The organism is Streptomyces sp. NPDC001480 (genome assembly GCF_042894725.1).
In the GTDB taxonomy this organism is placed as follows: domain Bacteria; phylum Actinomycetota; class Actinomycetes; order Streptomycetales; family Streptomycetaceae; genus Streptomyces.
In genome coordinates, this window is record NZ_JBIAVX010000002.1 from 38,179 (window position 1) to 58,181 (window position 20,003).

At 71.9% G+C, this 20,003-nt stretch carries 23 protein-coding genes and 1 pseudogene; 13 read left to right on the plus strand and 11 right to left on the minus strand.

Annotation, left to right across the window (positions count from 1 at the left end; translation table 11 throughout):
- Window positions 1–10 precede the first annotated feature (10 nt).
- Entirely contained in the window at window positions 11–622 is a 612-nt protein-coding gene (locus ACFY01_RS04010; protein ID WP_390734644.1) for a DUF2238 domain-containing protein, read from the plus strand.
- Here the strand turns inward: ACFY01_RS04010 and ACFY01_RS04015 are convergent.
- The 5 genes from ACFY01_RS04015 to ACFY01_RS04035 form a co-directional block, all read right to left on the minus strand.
- Window positions 607–1,032 carry a DUF6328 family protein gene (locus tag ACFY01_RS04015; protein WP_390734645.1) on the minus strand — a complete coding sequence of 142 codons (426 nt, stop codon included), beginning with the start codon at window positions 1,030–1,032 and terminating at the stop codon, window positions 607–609. The two genes, ACFY01_RS04010 and ACFY01_RS04015, sit on opposite strands and share 16 nt — an antisense overlap.
- Before the next feature lie 157 nt (window positions 1,033–1,189).
- The gene (locus ACFY01_RS04020) at window positions 1,190–2,173 is read right to left on the minus strand and encodes an aldo/keto reductase (protein WP_390734078.1); all 984 of its coding nucleotides are present in this window, start codon (window positions 2,171–2,173) and stop codon (window positions 1,190–1,192) included.
- A gap of 69 nt (window positions 2,174–2,242) precedes the next feature.
- Complete coding sequence (locus tag ACFY01_RS04025; RefSeq protein ID WP_390734079.1) at window positions 2,243–2,839, minus strand: TetR family transcriptional regulator; 597 nt, start codon at window positions 2,837–2,839, stop codon at window positions 2,243–2,245.
- Window positions 2,836–4,305, minus strand: a complete 1,470-nt coding sequence (locus tag ACFY01_RS04030; protein WP_390734080.1) for an MFS transporter — start codon at window positions 4,303–4,305, stop codon at window positions 2,836–2,838. The genes ACFY01_RS04025 and ACFY01_RS04030 overlap by 4 nt, the downstream gene beginning before the upstream one ends.
- A gap of 96 nt (window positions 4,306–4,401) precedes the next feature.
- Entirely contained in the window at window positions 4,402–5,610 is a 1,209-nt protein-coding gene (locus ACFY01_RS04035; RefSeq protein WP_390734081.1) for an FAD-dependent monooxygenase, read from the minus strand.
- A 348-nt stretch (window positions 5,611–5,958) separates the two neighbouring features.
- Here ACFY01_RS04035 and ACFY01_RS04040 point away from each other — a divergent pair, with 348 nt between their 5' ends.
- A complete protein-coding gene (locus ACFY01_RS04040; RefSeq protein WP_390734082.1) occupies window positions 5,959–6,333 on the plus strand; it encodes a tyrosinase cofactor in 375 nt (124 codons plus the stop codon).
- Between the two features lie 34 nt (window positions 6,334–6,367).
- Window positions 6,368–7,189: a tyrosinase family protein gene (locus ACFY01_RS04045; RefSeq protein ID WP_390734083.1), complete on the plus strand. Its 822-nt coding sequence runs from the start codon at window positions 6,368–6,370 to the stop codon at window positions 7,187–7,189.
- Between the two features lie 13 nt (window positions 7,190–7,202).
- On the opposite strand, the gene ACFY01_RS04050 is transcribed toward ACFY01_RS04045, so the two are convergent.
- Window positions 7,203–7,895: a ribonuclease H gene (locus ACFY01_RS04050; RefSeq protein ID WP_390734084.1), complete on the minus strand. Its 693-nt coding sequence runs from the start codon at window positions 7,893–7,895 to the stop codon at window positions 7,203–7,205.
- A 30-nt stretch (window positions 7,896–7,925) separates the two neighbouring features.
- Entirely contained in the window at window positions 7,926–8,723 is a 798-nt protein-coding gene (locus ACFY01_RS04055; RefSeq protein WP_390734085.1) for a VOC family protein, read from the minus strand.
- Window positions 8,724–8,891: 168 nt separating this feature from the next.
- Here ACFY01_RS04055 and ACFY01_RS04060 point away from each other — a divergent pair, with 168 nt between their 5' ends.
- The 4 genes and pseudogenes from ACFY01_RS04060 to ACFY01_RS04075 all read left to right on the plus strand — a co-directional run bounded on the left by ACFY01_RS04060 (window position 8,892) and on the right by ACFY01_RS04075 (window position 13,584).
- A complete protein-coding gene (locus tag ACFY01_RS04060) occupies window positions 8,892–9,899 on the plus strand; it encodes a zinc-binding alcohol dehydrogenase family protein (protein WP_390734646.1) in 1,008 nt (335 codons plus the stop codon).
- A 264-nt stretch (window positions 9,900–10,163) separates the two neighbouring features.
- Window positions 10,164–11,606 (plus strand): family 2B encapsulin nanocompartment shell protein, encoded by a 1,443-nt coding sequence (locus ACFY01_RS04065; RefSeq protein WP_390734086.1) that lies wholly within the window; start codon window positions 10,164–10,166, stop codon window positions 11,604–11,606.
- Window positions 11,581–12,663: pseudogene (locus ACFY01_RS04070) on the plus strand (family 2 encapsulin nanocompartment cargo protein terpene cyclase); the annotation flags it as partial. The gene ACFY01_RS04065 and the pseudogene ACFY01_RS04070, both read left to right, overlap by 26 nt.
- Window positions 12,664–12,705: 42 nt before the next feature.
- On the plus strand, window positions 12,706–13,584 hold the full coding sequence (locus ACFY01_RS04075; RefSeq protein ID WP_390734087.1) for a geranyl diphosphate 2-C-methyltransferase: 879 nt from the start codon (window positions 12,706–12,708) through the stop codon (window positions 13,582–13,584).
- Between the two features lie 67 nt (window positions 13,585–13,651).
- Here ACFY01_RS04075 and ACFY01_RS04080 read toward each other — a convergent pair whose 3' ends face one another.
- Window positions 13,652–14,134: a VOC family protein gene (locus tag ACFY01_RS04080; protein ID WP_390734088.1), complete on the minus strand. Its 483-nt coding sequence runs from the start codon at window positions 14,132–14,134 to the stop codon at window positions 13,652–13,654.
- A gap of 123 nt (window positions 14,135–14,257) precedes the next feature.
- On the opposite strand from ACFY01_RS04080, the gene ACFY01_RS04085 reads away from it, so the two are divergent.
- The gene (locus ACFY01_RS04085) at window positions 14,258–15,463 is read left to right on the plus strand and encodes an epoxide hydrolase family protein (protein WP_390734089.1); all 1,206 of its coding nucleotides are present in this window, start codon (window positions 14,258–14,260) and stop codon (window positions 15,461–15,463) included.
- A 20-nt stretch (window positions 15,464–15,483) separates the two neighbouring features.
- On the opposite strand, the gene ACFY01_RS04090 is transcribed toward ACFY01_RS04085, so the two are convergent.
- A complete protein-coding gene (locus ACFY01_RS04090; RefSeq protein ID WP_390734090.1) occupies window positions 15,484–15,855 on the minus strand; it encodes a helix-turn-helix domain-containing protein in 372 nt (123 codons plus the stop codon).
- Between the two features lie 216 nt (window positions 15,856–16,071).
- On the opposite strand from ACFY01_RS04090, the gene ACFY01_RS04095 reads away from it, so the two are divergent.
- Window positions 16,072–16,959: an RNA polymerase sigma factor SigF gene (locus tag ACFY01_RS04095; RefSeq protein ID WP_390734091.1), complete on the plus strand. Its 888-nt coding sequence runs from the start codon at window positions 16,072–16,074 to the stop codon at window positions 16,957–16,959.
- Between the two features lie 7 nt (window positions 16,960–16,966).
- Here ACFY01_RS04095 and ACFY01_RS04100 read toward each other — a convergent pair whose 3' ends face one another.
- Window positions 16,967–17,425, minus strand: a complete 459-nt coding sequence (locus tag ACFY01_RS04100) for an ATP-binding protein (RefSeq protein WP_390734092.1) — start codon at window positions 17,423–17,425, stop codon at window positions 16,967–16,969.
- A gap of 188 nt (window positions 17,426–17,613) precedes the next feature.
- On the opposite strand from ACFY01_RS04100, the gene ACFY01_RS04105 reads away from it, so the two are divergent.
- Genes ACFY01_RS04105 through ACFY01_RS04115 form a run of 3 tightly spaced genes read left to right on the plus strand, consistent with a single transcriptional unit; the run spans window position 17,614 to window position 18,841 of the window.
- On the plus strand, window positions 17,614–17,757 hold the full coding sequence (locus ACFY01_RS04105; protein WP_390734093.1) for a hypothetical protein: 144 nt from the start codon (window positions 17,614–17,616) through the stop codon (window positions 17,755–17,757).
- Window positions 17,757–18,416, plus strand: coding sequence for a PRC-barrel domain-containing protein (locus tag ACFY01_RS04110; RefSeq protein WP_390734094.1), 660 nt, complete (start codon window positions 17,757–17,759; stop codon window positions 18,414–18,416). The genes ACFY01_RS04105 and ACFY01_RS04110 overlap by 1 nt, the downstream gene beginning before the upstream one ends.
- A complete protein-coding gene (locus ACFY01_RS04115) occupies window positions 18,416–18,841 on the plus strand; it encodes a PRC-barrel domain-containing protein (RefSeq protein ID WP_390734095.1) in 426 nt (141 codons plus the stop codon). Before ACFY01_RS04110 ends, ACFY01_RS04115 begins: the two co-directional genes overlap by 1 nt.
- A gap of 16 nt (window positions 18,842–18,857) precedes the next feature.
- Here ACFY01_RS04115 and ACFY01_RS04120 read toward each other — a convergent pair whose 3' ends face one another.
- The gene (locus ACFY01_RS04120) at window positions 18,858–19,268 is read right to left on the minus strand and encodes a hypothetical protein (RefSeq protein ID WP_390734096.1); all 411 of its coding nucleotides are present in this window, start codon (window positions 19,266–19,268) and stop codon (window positions 18,858–18,860) included.
- A 332-nt stretch (window positions 19,269–19,600) separates the two neighbouring features.
- Here ACFY01_RS04120 and ACFY01_RS04125 point away from each other — a divergent pair, with 332 nt between their 5' ends.
- Complete coding sequence (locus ACFY01_RS04125) at window positions 19,601–19,984, plus strand: nuclear transport factor 2 family protein (protein ID WP_390734097.1); 384 nt, start codon at window positions 19,601–19,603, stop codon at window positions 19,982–19,984.
- Window positions 19,985–20,003: the final 19 nt, after the last annotated feature.

Below are 20,003 nucleotides of genomic sequence, written 5' to 3' on the forward strand. Positions count from 1 at the left end.
CCCGCGCCTGATGCCCCCGGGACTGTGCGCCGCCGTGGTGGTCGTGGGCATGGCCCTCTCCGCCTGGGGGGCGCGCGACCGCGCGACCTGGTTCCTGGAGACGGTGTGGGTGCTGGTCGGGCTGCCGCTGGTGATGCTGACCTGGCGGCGTTTCCCGCTGACCGGCCTGCTGTGCGGGCTGCTGGCCGCGCACGCGCTGGTGCTGGCGGTGGGCGGGCACTACACCTACGCGCAGGTGCCCCCGGGCGACTGGGTGCGCGACACCTTCGGCCTGGACCGCAATCCGTACGACCGGTTCGGCCACCTCATGCAGGGCTTCGTCCCGGCGGTGCTGGTACGGGAGCTGCTCAGCCGCACCTCACCGCTGCGCGGCAGCCGGTGGCTGGCGCCGCTGACCGTGTGCGTCTGCCTCGCCTTCAGCGCGGTGTTCGAGCTGCTGGAGTGGCTGGCGGCCGAGATCGGCGGGCACGGCGCCGACGCCTTCCTCGCCACCCAGGGCGACGTGTGGGACACCCAGTGGGACATGTTCTGCGCCCTGATCGGCGCCACCCTGTCGGTGCTGCTGCTCAGCCGGGCGCACGACCGGCAGCTGGCGGCCCTCGCGGCTCAGCGGGAGGTGTGACGGCGCCGCGCCCACATCGGCACCCCGTACCAGCACACCAGGTACCAGACGACGACCGGCACGACCATGTACGGCACGTAGTCGTCGTGCGTGGCCACCCGGAGGATCAGCAGCAGCGAGGCGGTCATGGTGGCCAGCAGCAGGACCAGCCCGATGAAGGTCAGCCGGGACGCCAGCCGCACCGCCTGCGGCTTCACCCTGCGCCCGGCGACCAGCCGGTGCAGGGACACCGGTCCGATCAGGGCGCCGGTGGCACACGAGCCGAGGCACACGGTCACGATGTAGATGACCTGGTCGGTATGGCTCAGATGGGCGTACTTGGGCGTGAAGACGACGGTGAGCAGGAAGCCGAAGAGGATCTGCACACCGGTCTGGGCGACGCGGACCTCCTGGATCAGCTCGACCCACATCCGGTCGGCCCGCTCCTCCTCGGTCTCGTTACGCCCCCGCCGCCGGCTGTCGCCCTCCTGGGTGGCCGCCACGTTTCCTCCTGTCTTTCGGGACTGCGGGTCCCACTGCCCCGCGAGTTCCCCGAAACGGCGGAATCGTTCCTGTTCAGGGCGCAGTTCACCAGCGGCCCTCGACCTGGTCCCTGATCCGGCGTTCGTACAGGTCCCGGATCGCGGTGAGGGTCTGAGGGGGCGGCGCGGGGAGCTTGGCGGCGGCCGCGTTGGCGCGGGCCTGTTCCGGGGTGCGGGCGCCGGGGATGACCGTGGTGACGCCGGGCTGCTCGACGATCCAGCGCAGGGCCAGCTGGGCCGGGCTGTAGTCCTCGGGGGCCAGGGCGGCGAACTCGGCGGCCGCCTCGACTCCGGTGCCGTAGTCGACGCCGGAGAAGGTCTCGCCCTGGTCGAAGGCCTCGCCGTGCCGGTTGAAGGTGCGGTGGTCGTTGGCCGCGAAGACCGTGTCCTTGGTGTACTTGCCGGACAGCAGCCCGGAGGCGAGCGGCACCCGCGCGATGATGCCGACGCCCGCCTCCCGCGCGGCCGGGAGCACCTCGCGCAGGGGCTTCATGCGGAAGGGGTTGAGGATGATCTGGACGCTCGCGACGTTCGGGCGGGCGATCGCGGTCAGCGCCTCGGCACAGGTCTCCACGCTCACGCCGTACGCGGCGATCCGCTCCTCCGCCACCAGGGTGTCCAGCGCGTCGAACACCTCGTCGGAGGAGTACACCGGGGTGGGCGGACAGTGCAGCTGGACCAGGTCGATGCGGTCGACGCCGAGGTTGCGGCGGGAGCGGTCGTTCCAGGCGCGGAAGTTGTCCAGCACGTAGTTCTGGGGGATCTGCTCGACCCGGCGGCCCATCTTCGTGGCCACCAGCACGTGCAGGTCGGGTCTGCCGCTGAGGAAGGCGGCGATGGTCTGCTCGCTGCGCCCGTCGCCGTACACGTCGGCGGTGTCGAAGAAGGTCACCCCCGCCTCGGCCGCCGCCTCGAGTACGGCGAGGGCCTCCTTGTCGTCCACGTCACCCCAGTCGGCGCCCAGCTGCCATGTGCCGAGGCCCACGACCGATGCCCACTGCCCCGACCTGCCCATCACGCGTTCGTCCATGCCGCCAGTCTGTCATCCGGCGCCGTGCCACGCGGAACGGGCCGCTCCGGGTCCGCGCCCGCGCCTGACTCACCTGTCCGGAGTCAACTGTGCCTGCACCATGGCCCCGTACCGCTCCGTGAGGTCGTCGACGTCGGCGGTGCGCACCTGGGAGCCGCGGGCGATGCCGTACATCACGCCGAGCCCGAGGAGACAGGAGACGGCCAGCTCGGCGCGCAGGGGTGCGTCGGGCCCGGGGAGGCGCTCGGCGAGGCGTTCGGTGACCTGGGCGCGGAAGTTGGCGCGCAGGACGTCGCCGCGGTCACCGTGCAGGGGTGCGAAGGCGATGCGCAGCAGCGGGTCGGTGCCGCGTTCGCGCTGGCTGTCCAGGAGGTGCCGGACCATGTGCCGGCCGAGCCGTTCCAGGGGGGCGTCCAGCAGGGCCGAGGCGTCGGTCTCGAAGGACATGACGCGGGCGAAGAGGGCGTCCTTGTTGCCGAAGTACTTCACGATCAGCGGCGGGCTGACACCGGCGCGTTCGGCGACGGCCTTGAGCGTGATGTCGGCGTGCGCGTGCCGGGCGAGGAGGTAGCGGGCGGCGCGGAGGATGGCCGCCTTGGTCGACTCGGCGTCCCGGCGGACCGGGGCGGTCCCGGCCGGCCCGGACGGGCCGCTCGCGGCGGTCACGCTTCCTCCATCGCCTCGTCGCGGGTGCCCCGGGCCTCGCCCGCGTCGGACGGGGTGCGGCCGGCGGCGGGTTCGTCGCCGGGGATGGTCAGCGCCGCGGCGCAGGCCGCGAGGGCGACGCCGCCGGCCATGCCGAACGCCAGGAGGTAGCCGTGCAGTGTGGGCACCGGGATTCCGCCGACCGGGCTGCTGTGGTGCACGAGGACGGCGGCGACGGCCGCGCTGGAGACGGCCTGGCCGATGGTGCGCATCAGGACGTTGACGCCGTTGGCGGAGGCGGTCTGCCCGGCGGGGACGGCGCGCAGGATCAGGGTGGGCAGCGCGGAGTAGGCGAGGGTGGTGCCGGTGGCCACGACCGTGGCCCCCAGGATGATCATCCACAGGTCCCGGCTGTCGGCGATGCGCACGGCGTAGCCGCAGGCGATGACGGCGGCCCCCAGGGCAAGGGTGATCCGCGGTCCGCGCGCCGCCGAGATACGGGCCGACAGGGGCGAGAACAGCAGCATGGTGACACCGCCGGGCAGCAGGCACAGGCCGGTGGCGACGATCGACAGCTGGAGGCCGTATCCGGTGGCCTTCGGTGCCTGCACCAGCTGGGCCGTGACCAGTGAGTTGGCGTAGAAGGCGAAGCCGGTCAGCAGGGCGGCGACATGGGAGAGGCCGACGCGCGGCCGGGTCACCAGCCGCAGGTCGACCAGCGGCCGTTCGGCGCGCAGCTGCTGCCACCACCACAGTGCCAGCACGACGACGGTGGCGGCGAACAGGCCGATGATGCGCGGACTGTCCCAGCCCCGCTGCCCGCCCTGGGACACCGCCAGCAGCAGGGAGATCAGCCCGGCGGCCAGCCCCAGCGTGCCCAGGACGTCGAACCGGCCCGGCTCCCGCACCGGCGACTCCTTCACCGCCCACCACACGGCGGCGACGCCGAGCGCGCCGAGGGCGCTGGTCGTCCAGAACATGGTGTGCCAGTCGGCGTACTGCACCACCAGCGCGGCGAGCGGCAGCCCCAGGGCGGCGCCGATGCCGACGGTGGAGCTCATCAGGGCGACGGCGGAACCCCGCCGCTCGGGCGGCAGTTCGTCCCTCAGGATGCTGATCGACAGCGGTACGACGGAGGCGGCGGCGCCCTGGAGCGCGCGGGCGGCGATGAGGACGCCGATGTCGGAGGACAGGGCGCACATCACCGAGCCGACGGTCATCAGCGCGAGGGACGCCGTCAGCACCCGGCGCTTGCCGTACATGTCGCCGGCCCGGCCGAGCACCGGGGTGAGGACGGCGCCGGCGAGCAGAGTCGCCGTGACCATCCAGGAGACGGTGGACGCCGACGCGCCGGTCAGCCGGGGCAGGTCGGGCAGCAGGGGGACGACGACGGTCTGCATGACCGCCATGAGGATGCCGCCCGAGGCCAGCACCGGGATGGTGAGGCGGTCCCGGAGGGGGCGGGCTATCGGGCCTGGCTGGTCCATAGGTGCTCCTGCGGGGCGGCGCGGACTGCGAGGTGAATTTCAATTCACCTTAGCGAGTGAATCGGCATTCACCAACTCGTCGAGCCCGGGCGCCCCCTATCCCCGGGCGGCCGAGGAACGGGCGTGCAGCGCCCGGGCGGCCCTCGGTCCGAGCCACCGCTTGAACCGGCGCAGGATTTCCAGCTGCCCGGCCGCCTTGTCGAGGTTGTAGTACAGCTGCGGCGGCACGTAGGGCAGCAGCGGCGAGTGGCGCTGGCCGAGCAGGGCGAACATCTGGTGCGGGGGCAGGTCGATGTAGCGGGTGAGGTTCTCGTACCACTGGGCGCTGTAGCGGGCGGCGCTCTGCACGGACAGCAGTTCCGTCCGGCGTTGCCGCTCGTACACGGCGAGGGCCTCGGGACGTCTGCCGTACTCGCGCAGGACGTCCGCCAGGCACATCGCGTCCTGGAGGGCGAGGGTGGTGCCCGCGCCGACGGAGTGGTGGGTGGTGTGGGCGGCGTCGCCGAGCAGGACGAGGTTGCGGCGGTACCAGGTGCGGTTGGTGAGGGTGCGGAAGGCCAGCCACTGGGCGCTGCCGTCGGCGGCGGAACGGCCGATCAGGGGGTGGCCGTCGAGGATGCCGGCGAAGAGTCTCTCCAGCAGCGCCAGTACGCCGGCCTCGTTCGCCCGGTCCAGGCCGAGGCCGGTGAAGGTCTCGGGGGAGCACTCGACGACGCAGGTGCTGTGGGTGTCGCTGTAGCCGTGGCCGTAGCACCAGATCCAGCCGTGCTCGGTCTCGGCGAAGGCGAAGGTGAAGGCGTCGAAGACCTGGGTGGTGCCGAGCCAGAGGTAGCGGTTGCGGCCGGAGGTGACGCGCGTGCCGAAGTGGTCGCGGTAGCGGTCGCGCAGCGCGCTGTGCTCGCCGTCGGCCACCACGACCAGGTCGGTGCCCGGGGGTACGGCGGTGACCTCGCTCTCGTAGGCCAGCCGTACGCCCAGTGAGCGGGCGCGGTGGGCGAGGAGTTCGAGGAGCCGGTGGCGGCCGATGCCGAGGCCCTCGTCGCCGTGGTGCCGGGTCGTCAGGTCCCGGACGTGGGCGACGCCGTCGCGCCAGCGCACCGAGTGCTCCTCGATGGCGAGCGCCGACACGGGGTCGTGCGCGTGCAGTTCGTCGAGCAGTCCGCGCCGGTACCGCACGCCCCAGCCGTAGGTCGAGCCCTCGGGGTCGCGCTCGTGGACGGTGATGTCGTGGGACGGATTCTCCAGCTTGAGCAGGATCGCGATGTACAGGCCGGCGGGCCCGCCTCCGACGCATGCGACTTTCACGCACACACCCCCTGAAAGTTACTCAAAGCGGTCGATTGGCACCGCAGGGTAACAAAGATCGGATGGTACGGCCGGACTTCCGGATCGCGTCAGCTTGCGGCGGTGAGCCGCGCCACTCGGACGGAGGGCCGCCGCGAAAGATCACCGGAAACGGCGCCGCACGGAGGAGGAATTTTCACCTCCGGGCCGCGGCGGCCACTCTCGCGGCAAGATCATCTTCGTTCAATTCTGTACGGCATGTTGCCAATTGTCCGGATCGCAGCCAACCCGATCCGGGGGATTTCTCCCGCTCTCGGGCGGACCGATAGGCATGCGGGGTCATCACCCGAACGCACCAGGAGGTCCCGCATGCCCCAACTCACCCGACGCCGCGCGCTCACCGCCGCGGCCGCCCTCACCGCCGCGGCCGGAGTCGCCGCCGCCGTCGCTCCGGGCGCGTCCGCGGCCGAGCACCACCACGGCTCCCCCGAGGCCTTCGACGAGGTCTACCGGGGCCGTCGGATACAGGGCCGCCCGGCGAGCGTCGGCGGCCACCACCACGACCACGGCGGCGGATACGCGGTGTTCGTCGACGGAGTGGAACTGCACGTGATGCAGAACGCCGACGGCAGCTGGATCAGCGTCGTCAGCCACTACGCCCCGGTGTCCACGCCGCGCGCCGCGGCCCGTGCCGCGGTGGACGAGCTACAGGGCGCCGCGTTGCTGCCCTTCCCCGCCAACTGACCGCCCCCGCAAGGACATCCGGAGCACCGCGCACATGACCGTACGCAAGAACCAGGCCACCCTGACCGCCGACGAGAAGCGGCGGTTCGTCGCCGCCGTCCTGGAGCTCAAGCGCAGTGGGCGCTATGACGAGTTCGTCAGGACGCACAACGCCTTCATCATGTCCGACACCGACACCGGCGAGCGGACCGGTCACCGTTCACCGTCCTTCCTGCCCTGGCACCGCAGATTCCTGCTCGACTTCGAGGGGGCGCTCCAGCAGGTGGACGCGTCGGTCGCGCTGCCCTACTGGGACTGGAGCACGGACCGCACGGCCCGCGCCTCGCTGTGGGCGCCGGACTTCCTCGGCGGCACCGGGCGGAGCCTGGACGGCCGGGTGACGGACGGGCCGTTCGCCGCGTCGGCCGGCAACTGGCCGATCAACGTCCGCGTGGACGGGCGTACGTTCCTGCGCCGTTCGCTCGGCTCCGCGGTGCGCGAGCTGCCGACGCCGGCCGAGGTCGAGTCGGTGCTGGCGATGCGGACGTACGACATGGCGCCCTTCAACAGCGCCTCGGACGGCTTCCGCAACCACCTGGAGGGCTGGCGCGGGGTGAACCTGCACAACCGGGTCCACGTCTGGGTCGGCGGGCAGATGGCCACCGGGGTCTCCCCCAACGACCCGGTGTTCTGGCTGCACCACGCCTACATCGACAAGCTGTGGGCCGAGTGGCGGCGCCGGCACCCGGACGCCGGGTACGTGCCGGGCGGCGGGACGCCGGACGTGGTGGACCTGAACGAGACGATGAAGCCGTGGAACGACGTGCGTCCGGCGGACCTGCTGGACCACACGGCGTTCTACACCTTCGACAGCTGAGCGCGGCCCGCGGTCAGGCCTCGACGGCCGTACGGCAGTCCGGGTGGCCCCAGCCCTGCGCGTTCTTGGCGATGGGCTCGCCGGCCGCGTAGGAGCGGCCGCACACGCAGCGGCCCGGGAACTTCGCCTTGATCGTGCGGGAGGACGAGCCGCCGCCGGTGCCGCGGGGCGCCTTCCTGCGCGGCGCCTTGGCCGGGACGTCGGGCGAGGGCGGCGGCTCCGGGGAGCCGAGGGCGCTGCCCGCCGCGCTCTGCGCGGTCGCCGCCTGGCTGGCGGCACGGTCGGCGAAGTCGTTCAGCGGGTCGCCGTCGACCTGGTGGGCGGGCACGTAGCGGAACTCGACCGAGCGGCCGTCGAGCAGTTCGTCGATGCGGACCACCAGGTCCTGGTTGGCGACGGGCTTGCCGGCGGCCGTCTTCCAGCCCTTGCGCTTCCAGCCTGGCAGCCAGGTGGTGACCGCCTTCATCGCGTACTGGGAGTCCATCCGGATCTCCAGCGGCACATCCGGGTCGGTGGCCGCCAGCAGGCGCTCCAGGGCGGTGAGTTCGGCGACGTTGTTGGTGGCGGTGCCCAGCGGTCCGGCCTCCCAGCGGGCCGGGCTCTCGGCGTCGTCGGCGACCACCCACGCCCAGCCCGCCGGACCGGGATTTCCCTTAGAAGCCCCGTCGCACGCGGCCACCACTCGTTCACGCATGGCCCCGATCATGCCACGCCTCCACCGGCCTCCCGGACGCCCCTAGGGGACGTCCGTGGTCTTCGGCGGCTCGCCCCGGGTGGCCGTGATGTCGATCACCGAGAAGTTCGCGCCCTGCGGATCGCCGATCGCGGCGAAGCGGCCGAAGGGGCTGTCCATCGGGCCGAACCGCAGGACGCCGCCTAGCCCGGTGGCGCGGGCGACGGCCGCGTCGCAGTCACCGACCGTGAAGTAGACGTTGACGTACGAGGGCACCTCGGGCGGGAACTCCTCCCCCATCCTCATCCGGCCGAGGACGGTGTCGTCGCCCAGCTTGAACAGCCGGAAGTCGACGGCGTCGTCGTCGATCTGCTGCATGGTGTAGGGGAAGACCGCCGACAGGAAGGCGTCCGTCCGCTCCGGGTCCCGGGTGAAGAACTCGGCCCAGCAGTAGGCACCGGGTACCGCCGTCGCCTCGAAGCCCTCGTGGGTGCCGCCCTGCCAGAGCCCGAACACGGCGCCGGCGGGCTCGCGGGCCAGGCACATCGTGCCGAACTCGCCGACCCGCATCGGCTCCATCAGCACCTCCCCGCCGTGCTCCCGGATCCTCCCGGCGGTCGCGGCGGCGTCCGCGGAGGCGAGGTACAGGCACCACTGCGAGTGCCCCTCCTGCCCGGACAACGGCGGCACCACGGCCGCCACCGCCTTGCCGTCCGCATAGGCCTGCGTGTAGTTGCCGTACTGCGACGACGACTCGCCGAAGGTCCAGCCGAGGACGTCTCCGTAGAAGCCCTTGGCCCGCTCGACGTCACCGAACATCGCATCGGCCCAGCAGGGGGTTCCCTCAGGTCGTACGGCCATGGTCGTGGCCCTCTCCCGTGCGGCGGACTGTCCGGAACCTCACGCTAGTCACCCTCGGGGCGGCCCGCGCGCCGAACCCGCCCGGCCGCCGGAGACTGGGAGGGGAGGGAGGCCTTCGGCGGGACGGGGTACGGGATGACGGACGCGACGGGGACGGGTTCGGCGACGATGCGGGCGTGGTCGGTGGTCCGCCCGGGGCCGGCCGAGGGCGATCCCCTGCGGCTCGTGGAGCGGCCGGTGCCGGTGCCCGGGGACGACGAGCTGCTGGTCCGGGTGCTCGCCTGCGGGGTGTGCCGCACCGATCTCCACGTCACCGAGGGCGATCTGCCGGTGCGGCGGCCCGGCGTGACCCCGGGGCATGAAGTGGTCGGCGTGGTGGCGGGTACCGGGGCGGCGGCCCGGGACTTCACGGTGGGCGAGCGGGTGGGCGTGGCCTGGCTGCGGCGGACCGACGGTACCTGCGCCCACTGCCTGCGCGGAGCCGAGAACCTGTGCCCCGGCTCGCGGTACACCGGCTGGGACACCGACGGCGGCTACGCCGAGTACACGACCGTCCCGGCCGGTTTCGCCCACCGGCTGCCCGGCGGTCTGGACGACGCGGCCGCGGCGCCGCTGCTGTGCGCCGGGATCATCGGCCACCGCGCCCTGCGGCGCACCGGGCTGCCGCGGGGCGGCCGGCTCGGTCTGTACGGCTTCGGGGGCAGCGCCCACCTGTGCGCGCAGCTGGCGCTGGCGGAGGGCGCCACCGTGCACGTCCTGACCCGGGGCGAGGCCGCCCGGCGGCTGGCGCGCGAGCTCGGCGCCGCCTCGGCGCGCGACACCCTCGACCCGCCGCCCGAGCCCCTGGACGCCGCGATCCTGTTCGCGCCGGCCGGTGACCTGGTCCCGGTGGCGCTGCGCGCCCTCGACCGGGGCGGGGTCCTGGCGGTGGCCGGGATCCATCTGAGCGATGTGCCGCCGCTGCACTACGAGACCGAGTTGTTCTACGAGAAGGAACTGCGCAGCGTCACCTCCAACACCCGCGCGGACGCCCGCGAGTTCCTGCGGCTGGCCGCGCGGTACGGGGTCCGGGCGCGGACGCACACCTATCCCCTGTCGCGGGCTCCCCAGGCCCTGAGGGATCTCAAGGCCGGCCGTTTCGACGGGGCGGCGGTACTGGTGAACGACCTCACCTGAACCCGCCGCCACACCCGAACCCGCCGCCGCACTCGCGCACGCCCGGACACGGAAGCGCGGGACCGGCGCGCGATCACATCACGTGGGCCCATGCGCACCGAACGGCATGTTTGCACCACCAGGGCATGAAACCGCCCCTTTCACGCCGTACCCGGCACCTCACCACTGCTGTTTGGCTTGTCCCGCACGCCACCACCTCGCTCACCACCACCTCGCTCACCACCGACCGATCCGGCCACCCCTGTTCAGCTCCCGGGAGGGAAAGTGTCCACACCGGACAGCGCCACCGGCTCCGCCGTCGACGAACCCGCCCCCGATCCCGCGGCCGACGGGCAGTTCACCAGTCTGAGCACCCGGGCGGCACGCCAGCTCGCCACCACCACCAAGTCCGAACCTCAGATGCAGGCCATCACCTCGCGGTGGCTGCTGAAATCACTGCCCTGGGTGGACGTCAAGGGCGGCACCTACCGGGTCAACCGCCGTCTTCAGCTGAGCACCGGCCGCGGCCGGGTGCACTTCGAGCAGAACGGCGCCGACGACATCAGGGTCATCCCCGAGACACTGACCGAACTGCCGGTCCTGCGCGGCTACGAGGACCTCGACGTGCTGCGGGAGATCGCCGGCCGGTTCCAGCCCCGCGAGGTGCGGGCCGGCCAGGTCCTGTTCGAGGCCGGGCAGCCGGTCACCGAGGCCTACCTCGTCGCCCACGGCCGGTTCACCCGTTACACGAACGGAAAGTACGGCGACGAGGAGATCCTCGGGGTGGTCTCCGGCGGGGCCCAGATGGGGGACGAGGCCGTCGGCCAGTCCGACCCCCTGTGGCTGAGCTCGGTGCGGGCGGAGACCTCGGGCGTGGTGCTGGCGCTGCCGTGGGCCGTCGTCACCGAGTTCACCGACCGGGTGCCCTCCCTCGCCGCGCACCTCGAGGCGTACGTCGAGCGGAACCGCAGGCCGATGAACCGCAAGGGCGAGGCGGAGGTCCCGGTGCAGGCCGGCCACGTGGGCGAGCCGACGCTGCCCGGCGGGTTCGTCGACTACGAACTCAGTCCCCGCGAATACGAGTTGTCCCTCACCCAGACCGTGCTGCGGGTTCACACCCGCGTCGCCGACCTCTACAACAACCCGATGGACCAGACCCAGCAGCAACTCCGGCTCACCATCGAGGAGATCCGCGAACGCCAGGAGTGGGAACTGGTCAACAACCGGGAGTTCGGGCTGCTGCACAACACCGACTACGGCCAGCGCATCAGCACCTTCACCGGGCCGCCCACCCCGGACGACATGGACGAGCTGCTCTCCATGCGGCGCAAGACCAAGCTGTTCCTCGCCCACCCCAAGGCGATCGCGGCCTTCTTCCGGCAGTGCAACCGGCGCGGCCTGGTGCCCGGCACCGCGACCGTCGACGGACACGAGGTCCCCGCCTGGCGCGGGGTGCCGATCTACCCGTGCGGCAAGATCCCCATCACCGAGCAGCACACCACCAGCATCCTCGCGCTGCGTACCGGAGAGGCCGACCAGGGGGTCGTCGGCCTCTACCAGACCGGCATCCCCGAGGAGCACCAGCCCGGGCTCAACGTCCGCTTCATGGGCATCGACACGGCCGCGATCATCAACTACCTCGTCACCGCCTACTACTCGATGGCCATCCTGGTCCCCGACGCCGCGGGGATCCTCGAGAACGTCCAGATCGGCCGGACGGCCGAGTGACGGCCCGGAGCACCCCATGAGCGCACCTCCCACCTCCCTTCCGCTGCCCGGCCCGCCCGATCTCGCCCGGTCGGTGCGGGCCAGGCGCACCGGAGCGATCCCCGGACTGCTGTACCGGCCGGCCGCGCCCGCCGACCCGGAGCGGGCGGCGGAGATCGACCGCAGGCTGGAGGCCTGGGCCCGGAGTCTCGACCTGTTCCCCGAGTCCTGGACGGGGGACTTCGCCGGGTTCCAGTTCGGCCGGGCCGTGGTGCTCCAGCACCCGGGCGCGGCCGACCTGGAACGCCTCACCGTCGCCGGCAAGCTGCTGCTCGCCGAGAACATCGTCGACGACTGCTACTGCGAGGACCGGGGCGGGTCCCCGCGCGGGCTGGGCGGCCGACTGGTCATGGCCCAGTCGGCGATCGACCCGTACCACGGCACGCCCGAGCTGGAGGAGGAGTGGCGGCACGGCATGCGGGCCGACGGTCCGCTGCGCTCGTACCACTTCGCCCTCAAGGACTTCGCCGTCCTCGCCACGCCCAGCCAGACCACCCGCTTCACACACGACCTCGCCCGGCTGCACCTGGGCTACCTCGGTGAGGCCGCCTGGGCGGAGACCCGGTACGTGCCCCGGGTCTGGGAGTACCTGGTGATGCGGCAGTTCAACAACTTCCGCCCGTGTCTGTCGATCGTGGACGCCGTGGACGGCTACGAACTGCCCGAGCAGGTGTACGCCCGCCCCGAGATCCAGCGGATCACCGCCCTGGCCTGCAACGCCACCACCATCGTCAACGACCTGTACTCCTTCACCAAGGAGCTGGCGAACGACCCGGCACACCTCAACCTGCCCCAGGTGGTCGCCGCGAACGAGCGGTGCGGGCTGAAGGCGGCCTATCTGGAGTCCGTCGAGATCCACAACCGGATCATGGCGGCCTTCGAGGAGGAGTCCGCCCTGCTGTCCGCCACCTCGCCGCTCATCGAGCGCTACGCGCAGGGCCTGGCCGCCTGGGTGTCCGGCAACCACGAATGGCACGCCACCAACAGCCACCGCTACCACCTGCCCAACTACTGGTAACCCCACTGACCCCGTGTCAGACACTCCAGTGAGGAGTCACTGTTGACCACCGCCCCCGTCGCCGGCACCACGCCGGCCCCGGTGCCGACCCAGTCCACGTACCAGAACCGCGTCGCGGACTACTGGAACGCCGAGGAGAACCCGGTCAACCTCGAACTCGGGAAGATCGACGACCTCTACCACCACCACTACGGCGTCGGTGAAGCCGACTGGTCGGTGCTCGACGAGCCCGACGCCGCCCTGCGCCGGGAGCGGATCACCGCCGAACTCCACCGCCTGGAGCACGCCCAGGCCGAGCTGCTCGCCGCCCACCTCGGCCCGCTCTCGCCCACCGACCGGGTCTTCGACGCGGGGTGCGGCCGGGGCGGTGGCAGCGTGGTGGCGAACCTGCGGTACGGCTGCCACGCCGACGGCGTCACCATCTCCGCCAAGCAGGCCGGGTTCGCGAACGAGCAGGCCCGCAAGCGGGGCATCGACGGCAAGGTGCGCTACCACCACCGCAACATGCTCGACACCGGCTTCGCCTCCGGCGCCTACGCGGCCTCCTGGAACAACGAGTCCACCATGTACGTCGAGCTGGACCTGCTGTTCGCCGAGCACGCCCGGCTGCTCGGGCGCGGCGGGCGCTATGTGGTGATCACCGGCTGCTACAACGACACGTACGGGCAGGCCTCGCGCGAGGTGTCGCTGATCAACGCGCACTACATCTGCGACATCCATCCCCGGTCGGCGTACTTCCGGGCCATGGCGAACAACCGCCTCGTGCCGGTCCACGTACAGGATCTGACGGCGGCCACGATCCCGTACTGGGAGCTGCGCAAGCAGGCCGACCACCTGGTCACGGGCATCGAGGACACGTTCCTGAATGCCTACCGCAACGGCAGCTTCCAGTACCTGCTGATCGCGGCCGACCGGGTCTGAGCCGGGGCGTCGGGGCGGGCGTGCCGTCAGATCCCTTCGGCGTCACGCCCGCCGGCCGGCACGTCGGTCACTCCCCCGCGTACGCCCTCTCCAGTTCGGCGACGTCGAGCTTGCCCATGGACATCATGGCCCGGGTCGCACGGGTCGCCTTCTCCTGGTCCGGGCCGCCGATCATGTCGATCAGCCGGTCGTAGACGACCTGCCAGGAGAGGCCGTACCTGTCCTTGAGCCAGCCGCAGGGGCCGCCCTCGCCGCCGTTCTCGGTGAGCTTGTTCCAGTAGTGGTCGATCTCCTCCTGGTCCGAGCAGATGATCTGGAAGGAGACGGCCTCGTTGAACTTGAACTGGGGGCCGCCGTTGAGCGCGACGAACTTCTGGCCGTTGGCCGTGAACTCGGCGGTCAGTACCGAGCCGGCGGGGCCCGGAACGGCCTCGTTGCCGCGGGTGATCCGGCCGATGGCGGCGTTCTTGAAGACAGAGACGTAGAAGTGGGCGGCCTCCTCGGCCTGGCCGTCGAACCAGAGACACGTGATGAATCCGTCGGTGGTCATGAGCACCTCCTGGAGCGTGGAACGCGGTCATCTGTATCGACCGGTCGGCGCCGCGAAACTCATCGGCCGGGCCGCCGATTAATCCGAATGGCCCAAGCGGCGCACGCAACTAGCATCGCGACCATGACGTCATCCCCTGCCGACAGCGTCCGCCCCTTCCGTCTCGCGATCCCCCAGAGCGACCTGGACGACCTGTACGAGCGCCTCGACCGCACCCGGTGGCCGGACCAGTTGCCGGGCACGGGCTGGGCGTACGGCGTCCCCGCCGACTATTTGCGCGACCTCGTCCGGTACTGGCGGCACGAGTACGACTGGCGGGCGGCCGAGGCTCGGCTCAACGAGTGGCCGCAGTTCACCACCACGATCGACGGGGCGCACGTCCATTTCGCGCACGTGCGCTCCCCGGAGCCGGACGCCACACCACTGGTCATCACCCACGGCTGGCCCGGTTCCGTCGTCGAGTTCCTGGACGTCGTCGGGCCACTCGCCGATCCGGCGGCGCACGGCGGTGATCCGGCCGACGCCTTCCACGTCGTGGTGCCGAGCATCCCCGGCTTCGGGCTGTCGGGGCCGACCACGGAGCCGGGCTGGGAGGCGGGCCGGGTAGCCGATGCCTGGGCCGAGCTGATGCGGCGGCTCGGTTACGAGCGGTTCGGGGCGCAGGGCGGCGACTGGGGCGCGGCGATCTCCCGCGAACTGGGCCGCGCGCACCCCGACCGGGTCATCGGCGTCCATCTGAACCTGCTGCCCGGCGCGCAGGCGGCCGAGGAGCCGACGGACGGGGAACTGGCGGAGCTCGGCCCCGAGGAGCGGGAGCGCACGCTCGCCTCGTGGCGGCGGTGGGCCCAGTGGTCGCGCGAGGGGACAGGGTACGCGATCTTGCAGTCGACCCGGCCGCAGACCCTGGCGTACGCGCTGACGGACTCGCCCGTCGGCCAGCTCGCCTGGATCGTCGAGAAGTTCCGTGAATGGACGGACTCCGAGCAGCTGCCCGAGGAGGCCGTCGACCGGGACCTGCTGCTGACAAATGCGATGCTCTACTGGCTGACGGGGACCGCGGGTTCGTCCGCCCGGATCTACTACGAGCGGGCGCACGCCACCGGCCGGTCCGCCGCTCCGGCCGAGCCGTCGACGGTGCCGACCGCGCTCGCGCTGTTCCCGGCCGAACCCCAGCTGCCGTTGCGGCACAAGGCGAACCGGACCGAGAACATCGTGCGCTGGACGGAGTTCGACCGGGGCGGGCACTTCGCGGCCATGGAGGAGCCGGACCTGATCGTCGAAGACGTGCGGGCGTTCTTCCGGCAGCTGCGCGAGAAGGGAGCCGGCTGAGGCCGTCCTGGTGGCGCCTGTCAGGCGGCCAGGCACAGCCCCCGGTACGGCGTGCGGGTCACCTGGCGGCTCCGGTTCGCCTGCTGCCGGGTGAGTTCCCCGTGGGCCAGCGACAGCAGGTCGCCGAGGCCCAGGCCGAGGGCGTGGGCGGCGGCCGCGAGGACCTCCGAGGAGGCCTCCTTGCGGCCGCGCTCGACCTCCGAGAGATACGGCATCGAGATCCGCGCGGCGTCCGCGACCTCCTTGAGCGTGCGCTCCTGGGTCAGTCGCTCCCGGCGGAGCACGTCGCCGACCAGATCGCGCCACAGGGGTTCCCTGGGCGCCGGGGACGGGTCGCCGGGGTGCAGGGGTACGACGGGGCTCTGGTGCGGCTGCGGCGCTCGATCGGTCACGCCGTCAGCCTAAGCGTCACCGGCCCGGGGGGAGAACGGTTTCCGCCACCTGGGCGCACCGCCCGCATGTGTCGCGTCACTCGGGGTACCCGCACCGTGGGACACGCATGGACGGCCGTATTCCGGGTACCCGCGACCAGCACAGTGCTGGGGCGGTCATCCGGAGAACCCGGCCGAAGAGGCAGACGTCGAACCGTGACTTTCGTGGGAGAGGCAATGAACACCGCCGGGATCCGGTCGCAAGCAGTGGTCGCCGAGAGGACCGCCGAGGACGGGACGGACGAGGGATCACTGCCTGGTATCGAGGACCCGCGCACGATCGCTCCGCGTGACGCACGCGAGCTGTCCCGCCAGTTCTTCCAGCGTCTGACCGAGCTGGAGGAGGGTACGCACGAGTACCAGTACGCCCGCAACACGCTCATCGAGATGAACATGTCGCTGGTGCGGTTCGCGGCGGGGCGGTTCCGCAACCGCGGTGACGACATGGAGGACATCGTCCAGACCGGGATGATCGGCCTGATCAAGGCCATCGACCGGTTCGAACTGGCACGCGAGGTGGAGTTCACCTCGTTCGCGCTGCCGTACATCGTGGGCGAGATCAAGCGGTTCTTCCGGGACACCACCTGGGCGGTGCACGTGCCCCGGCGGCTCCAGGAGCTGCGGGTCGAGCTGGCCAAGGCGCGCGAGGAACTCTCCAGCCGGCTGGACCGCGATCCGACGGTCGGTGAGCTCGCCACCCTGATGAACATCACCGAGGACCAGGTCGTCGAGGCGCAGCTGGCCGCCAACGGATACAACTCCTCGTCCCTCGACGCGGCGCTCACCGGTGACGGCCCCGAGGACGGCGAGGCGGTGCTCGCGGACTTCATCGGTGTCGAGGAGGAGGGCCTGCGGCTGGTGGAGGACTTCCAGTCGCTCGCCCCGCTGATGGCCGAGCTCAGCGACCGGGACCGGCAGATCATCCACATGAGGTTCGTGGAGGAGGCCACCCAGGCGGAGATCGGCGAGCGCCTCGGCTGCTCCCAGATGCACGTCTCACGGCTGATCAAGCGGATCATCACCCGCCTGCGGCAGGGCATGCTGGGCGAGCTGGGCTGCGCCTGACCCGCCCTCACCGTTCAGCGGGCAGCCGCACCAGGGCACGCACCTTCTTGCCGACGGGCACGCGTTCGGCGGTGACCTCCGCCGCCAGCGCGTGCACGATCTCCAGGCCGTGACGGCCCACCCGCTGGGGGTCGCGCGGAAAGCGCCGCGGCAGGGCGACGCTGCTGTCGTAGACGGACACGGAGACGGTGGCGTCCGTGCCCTCCAGTTCCAGGATGTACGGCCCGTTGCTGTGCCGGTCGGCGTTGGTGACCAACTCGCTGACCACGAGGAGCAGTTCGCCGTCGGTACGGGCGTCGATACCGGCGCACCACTCGGTCCTCAGCTGTTCGAGGAACTGTGCGGCGAAGGACCGCGCCTCGGCGATGCATCCCGGTTCACCGGTGTAGTGCGCCGCCCGTCGCAGCGGTTCCACGGGCACGTCGAAACCGCTTGGTATCACTGCCCCGTCCACGTGGTCGGTCATGCGCTTCTCTCTCGGAATCCGGACCCGGCCGGTCACTGCTGCACCAGTCCTCGTACCCCGGCAGACGCCTTGCAGTCCAGCCGGACGTTCGCCCTGCGCGCACAGCGGGCATCGGCGCGCCGGTCCGGGGCACCCGGAGAGGGTGGCTCCGGCCGAGGGCGGCCGGGACGGAGGGCCGGAGGTGGACGGTGGCCTGGTGGGTGTGGCTGGTCCTGGTGGTGGCCGCGGTGGCGGTCGCGTCGCTGCTGGCGCTGGGTGTCCAGGCCGGCCGGCGGTCGGGGACGGTGATCGCGGTACGGCGCGGGCACAAGTACGGCGGACGGAGCGTGTGATGGCCGGGTCTCTGCTGTCGGGGCCCGGGCGGGTGGGCTCGGAGCTGATGGCCGCGCGCAGTCTTTCGACCCTGCCGGTGGTCACTCTCTCGGGTGACGCGGTCGCACAGATCAAGGACACCGTGTTCGACGCCCCGGCCGGTCACATCACGGGCTTCACCCTGAGCGGACGGGGCCTGCTCTCCGGCCCGCTCAAGCGGAGCCTGCCCTGGACGGGCGTGCACTCCCTGGGACATCACGCGGTCATGATCCGTGACCCGGGCGTGCTGACCGAGGCGGCCGCCGTCGTCGTCCGCCGGGAGGCGGTCAAGGGCCGGGTGCTGGGCGCGAAGGTGCTGACCGACGCGGGCACGGAGGTCGGCAGGGTGCTCGACGTCGTCGTGGAGGGCGGCGTCAGCGGCCGGGTCGTCGGCTTCCGGATCGCGGCGAGCAGGTCGCTGGCGTCCGGGGCGTCGGGGTCGAGCCGCCGCCGGCACAAGGTGTACGTCCCGCGCGGTGAGACCCTCGCGGTCTCCGGCCAGGCCCTGGTCGTCCCCGCGGACGCGACGCTGTACGTCGCCGAGGACCTGCCGAGCTTCGTCGGTCAGGTCCAGGCATTCCACGCCCGCGGCGACGCGGACGGTCATCCGCCGAACCCACCGAAGGAGCCACTGCCGTGATGCTGTACTCGCAGGTGCGGGGCCTGCCCGTGGTGACCCTCGCCGAGGCGGCCGAGATCGGCGTCGTGAAGGCCCTGACGGTCGACGCCGCCGCCCGGGCGGTCACCCACGTCCGCGTCGGCGCGCGGCGCGGCCGGGGAACCGACGCGCTGCCGTGGGCGGCACTGCACGCGGTCGGCCCCGACGCCGTACTCGTCCGCCCGGAACCGGCGGCGGACACCGCCACGCCCCCGGCGCCGTCGCACCACGAGGCCCTGCACCACCGGATACTGACGGATGCCGGAGACGAACGGGGCACCGTCCAGGACCTCGCGTTCGACCCGGCCACCGGCCGCGTGGAGACGGTCTACACGGCACTCGGCACGATCCCGGCCGACCGCCTGCTGGGCCTGGGCGACTACGCCCTGGTCGTCCGCGCCGGCTGAGTCACGGTGTCACGTGTCAGGCGACGGGAACGACGAGCGCCGGGATGGTGCGCTGCATCCGCAGGGCGTCGACGGACTCCGCGAGCAGTTCGTACTCCGTGGTCTCGTCACTCGCCGCGATCCGCACCAGCCGGCCGTCGGCCAGTTCGTCGGCGACCAGTTCCTGCCGGCCCTCGTCGGCGCACCAGGCGCGCAGCACGCCGGGCACGTCGGTGACGGTGTCCGGTACCGGCGCGAGGGCGTTCGGCGGGTAGTGGGGGCTGTCCGGCTGCGGGTCGAGCCGCTCGGCGATCCACAGCGCCCGGTCGCGCAGCCACCACAGGGCCAGCGCCAGGGTGGGCGCCCGGTAGGTGCCGAGCGGTACGCCGATGCGCCGTCCGTCGCACCAGCCGTACGCGGTGACATGGCACAGGAATTCGTCGTGCACGATCCACTCCCCCGTCGCGTCGTTCCTCCGCCGGCCGGGCCCTCGCTTTCCGTGCGGCTCCTGTGCGGTGAAGTGCCCCTGACGTTCGAGTATCTTCACTACTGACACTCTGTCACCATGACTTTCCGGCCAGTCTGTTGGCATATTCGCCGCCGTTCTTGGCCGGAATCCGCCGGGGCGCGTGCCCCGTTCCCTCGTCCTCCCCGCCGCCATTACCCGTGGGGTAATCGACCTTCCACGGCGCCCGCGGGCATGGTGGTCACACCGGTTCGACGCACCGAGGATCCGGTTCCCGACCAGCGTTTGACGACCTCGATGGAGGCTGATTTCCCATGTCCGTGAACACCGACCGTTACCAGACCGCCGCCGCCCGCTACTTCGAGGCCTGGAACGCCACCGAGCCGGAGGCCCTGGCGAAGGCGGTCGCCGCGGCCTGGACGGCCGACGGTTCCTACACCGACCCGCTGACGGACGTCGCCGGGCACGAGGGGATAGCCGCCGTGATCGCCGGGGCGCACGAGCAGTTCCCCGGCTTCGTCTTCCGTCCGCTGGGCGCCGTGGACGGGCACCACGACACCGCCCGCTTCGCCTGGGAGCTGGTGAACGAGGCCGACGGCTCGGCGCCCGTGGCGGGCTTCGACGTGATCACGCTGGACGCGGAGGGCCGCATCAGGTCGGTGCTCGGCTTCCTGGACCGGGTGCCGGCCGGGGCGTGACGGGGCCGGGCGCGGCCCG

Bases quoted from the DNA above. Each gene is read 5' to 3' on its own strand.
- ACFY01_RS04045 (WP_390734083.1), top strand. From the start codon at position 6,368: ATGACCGTACGCAAGAACCAGGCCACCCTGACCGCCGACGAGAAGCGG.
- ACFY01_RS04115 (WP_390734095.1), top strand. From the start codon at position 18,416: ATGCTGTACTCGCAGGTGCGGGGCCTGCCCGTGGTGACCCTCGCCGAG.
- ACFY01_RS04050 (WP_390734084.1), bottom strand. From the start codon at position 7,895: ATGATCGGGGCCATGCGTGAACGAGTGGTGGCCGCGTGCGACGGGGCT.
- ACFY01_RS04100 (WP_390734092.1), bottom strand. From the start codon at position 17,425: ATGACCGACCACGTGGACGGGGCAGTGATACCAAGCGGTTTCGACGTG.
- ACFY01_RS04020 (WP_390734078.1), bottom strand. From the start codon at position 2,173: ATGGACGAACGCGTGATGGGCAGGTCGGGGCAGTGGGCATCGGTCGTG.
- ACFY01_RS04110 (WP_390734094.1), top strand. From the start codon at position 17,757: ATGGCCGGGTCTCTGCTGTCGGGGCCCGGGCGGGTGGGCTCGGAGCTG.
- ACFY01_RS04040 (WP_390734082.1), top strand. From the start codon at position 5,959: ATGCCCCAACTCACCCGACGCCGCGCGCTCACCGCCGCGGCCGCCCTC.
- ACFY01_RS04015 (WP_390734645.1), bottom strand. From the start codon at position 1,032: ATGTGGGTCGAGCTGATCCAGGAGGTCCGCGTCGCCCAGACCGGTGTG.
- ACFY01_RS04055 (WP_390734085.1), bottom strand. From the start codon at position 8,723: ATGGCCGTACGACCTGAGGGAACCCCCTGCTGGGCCGATGCGATGTTC.
- ACFY01_RS04125 (WP_390734097.1), top strand. From the start codon at position 19,601: ATGTCCGTGAACACCGACCGTTACCAGACCGCCGCCGCCCGCTACTTC.
- ACFY01_RS04010 (WP_390734644.1), top strand. From the start codon at position 11: ATGCCCCCGGGACTGTGCGCCGCCGTGGTGGTCGTGGGCATGGCCCTC.
- ACFY01_RS04085 (WP_390734089.1), top strand. From the start codon at position 14,258: ATGACGTCATCCCCTGCCGACAGCGTCCGCCCCTTCCGTCTCGCGATC.
- ACFY01_RS04060 (WP_390734646.1), top strand. From the start codon at position 8,892: ATGCGGGCGTGGTCGGTGGTCCGCCCGGGGCCGGCCGAGGGCGATCCC.
- ACFY01_RS04080 (WP_390734088.1), bottom strand. From the start codon at position 14,134: ATGACCACCGACGGATTCATCACGTGTCTCTGGTTCGACGGCCAGGCC.
- ACFY01_RS04030 (WP_390734080.1), bottom strand. From the start codon at position 4,305: ATGGACCAGCCAGGCCCGATAGCCCGCCCCCTCCGGGACCGCCTCACC.
- ACFY01_RS04095 (WP_390734091.1), top strand. From the start codon at position 16,072: ATGAACACCGCCGGGATCCGGTCGCAAGCAGTGGTCGCCGAGAGGACC.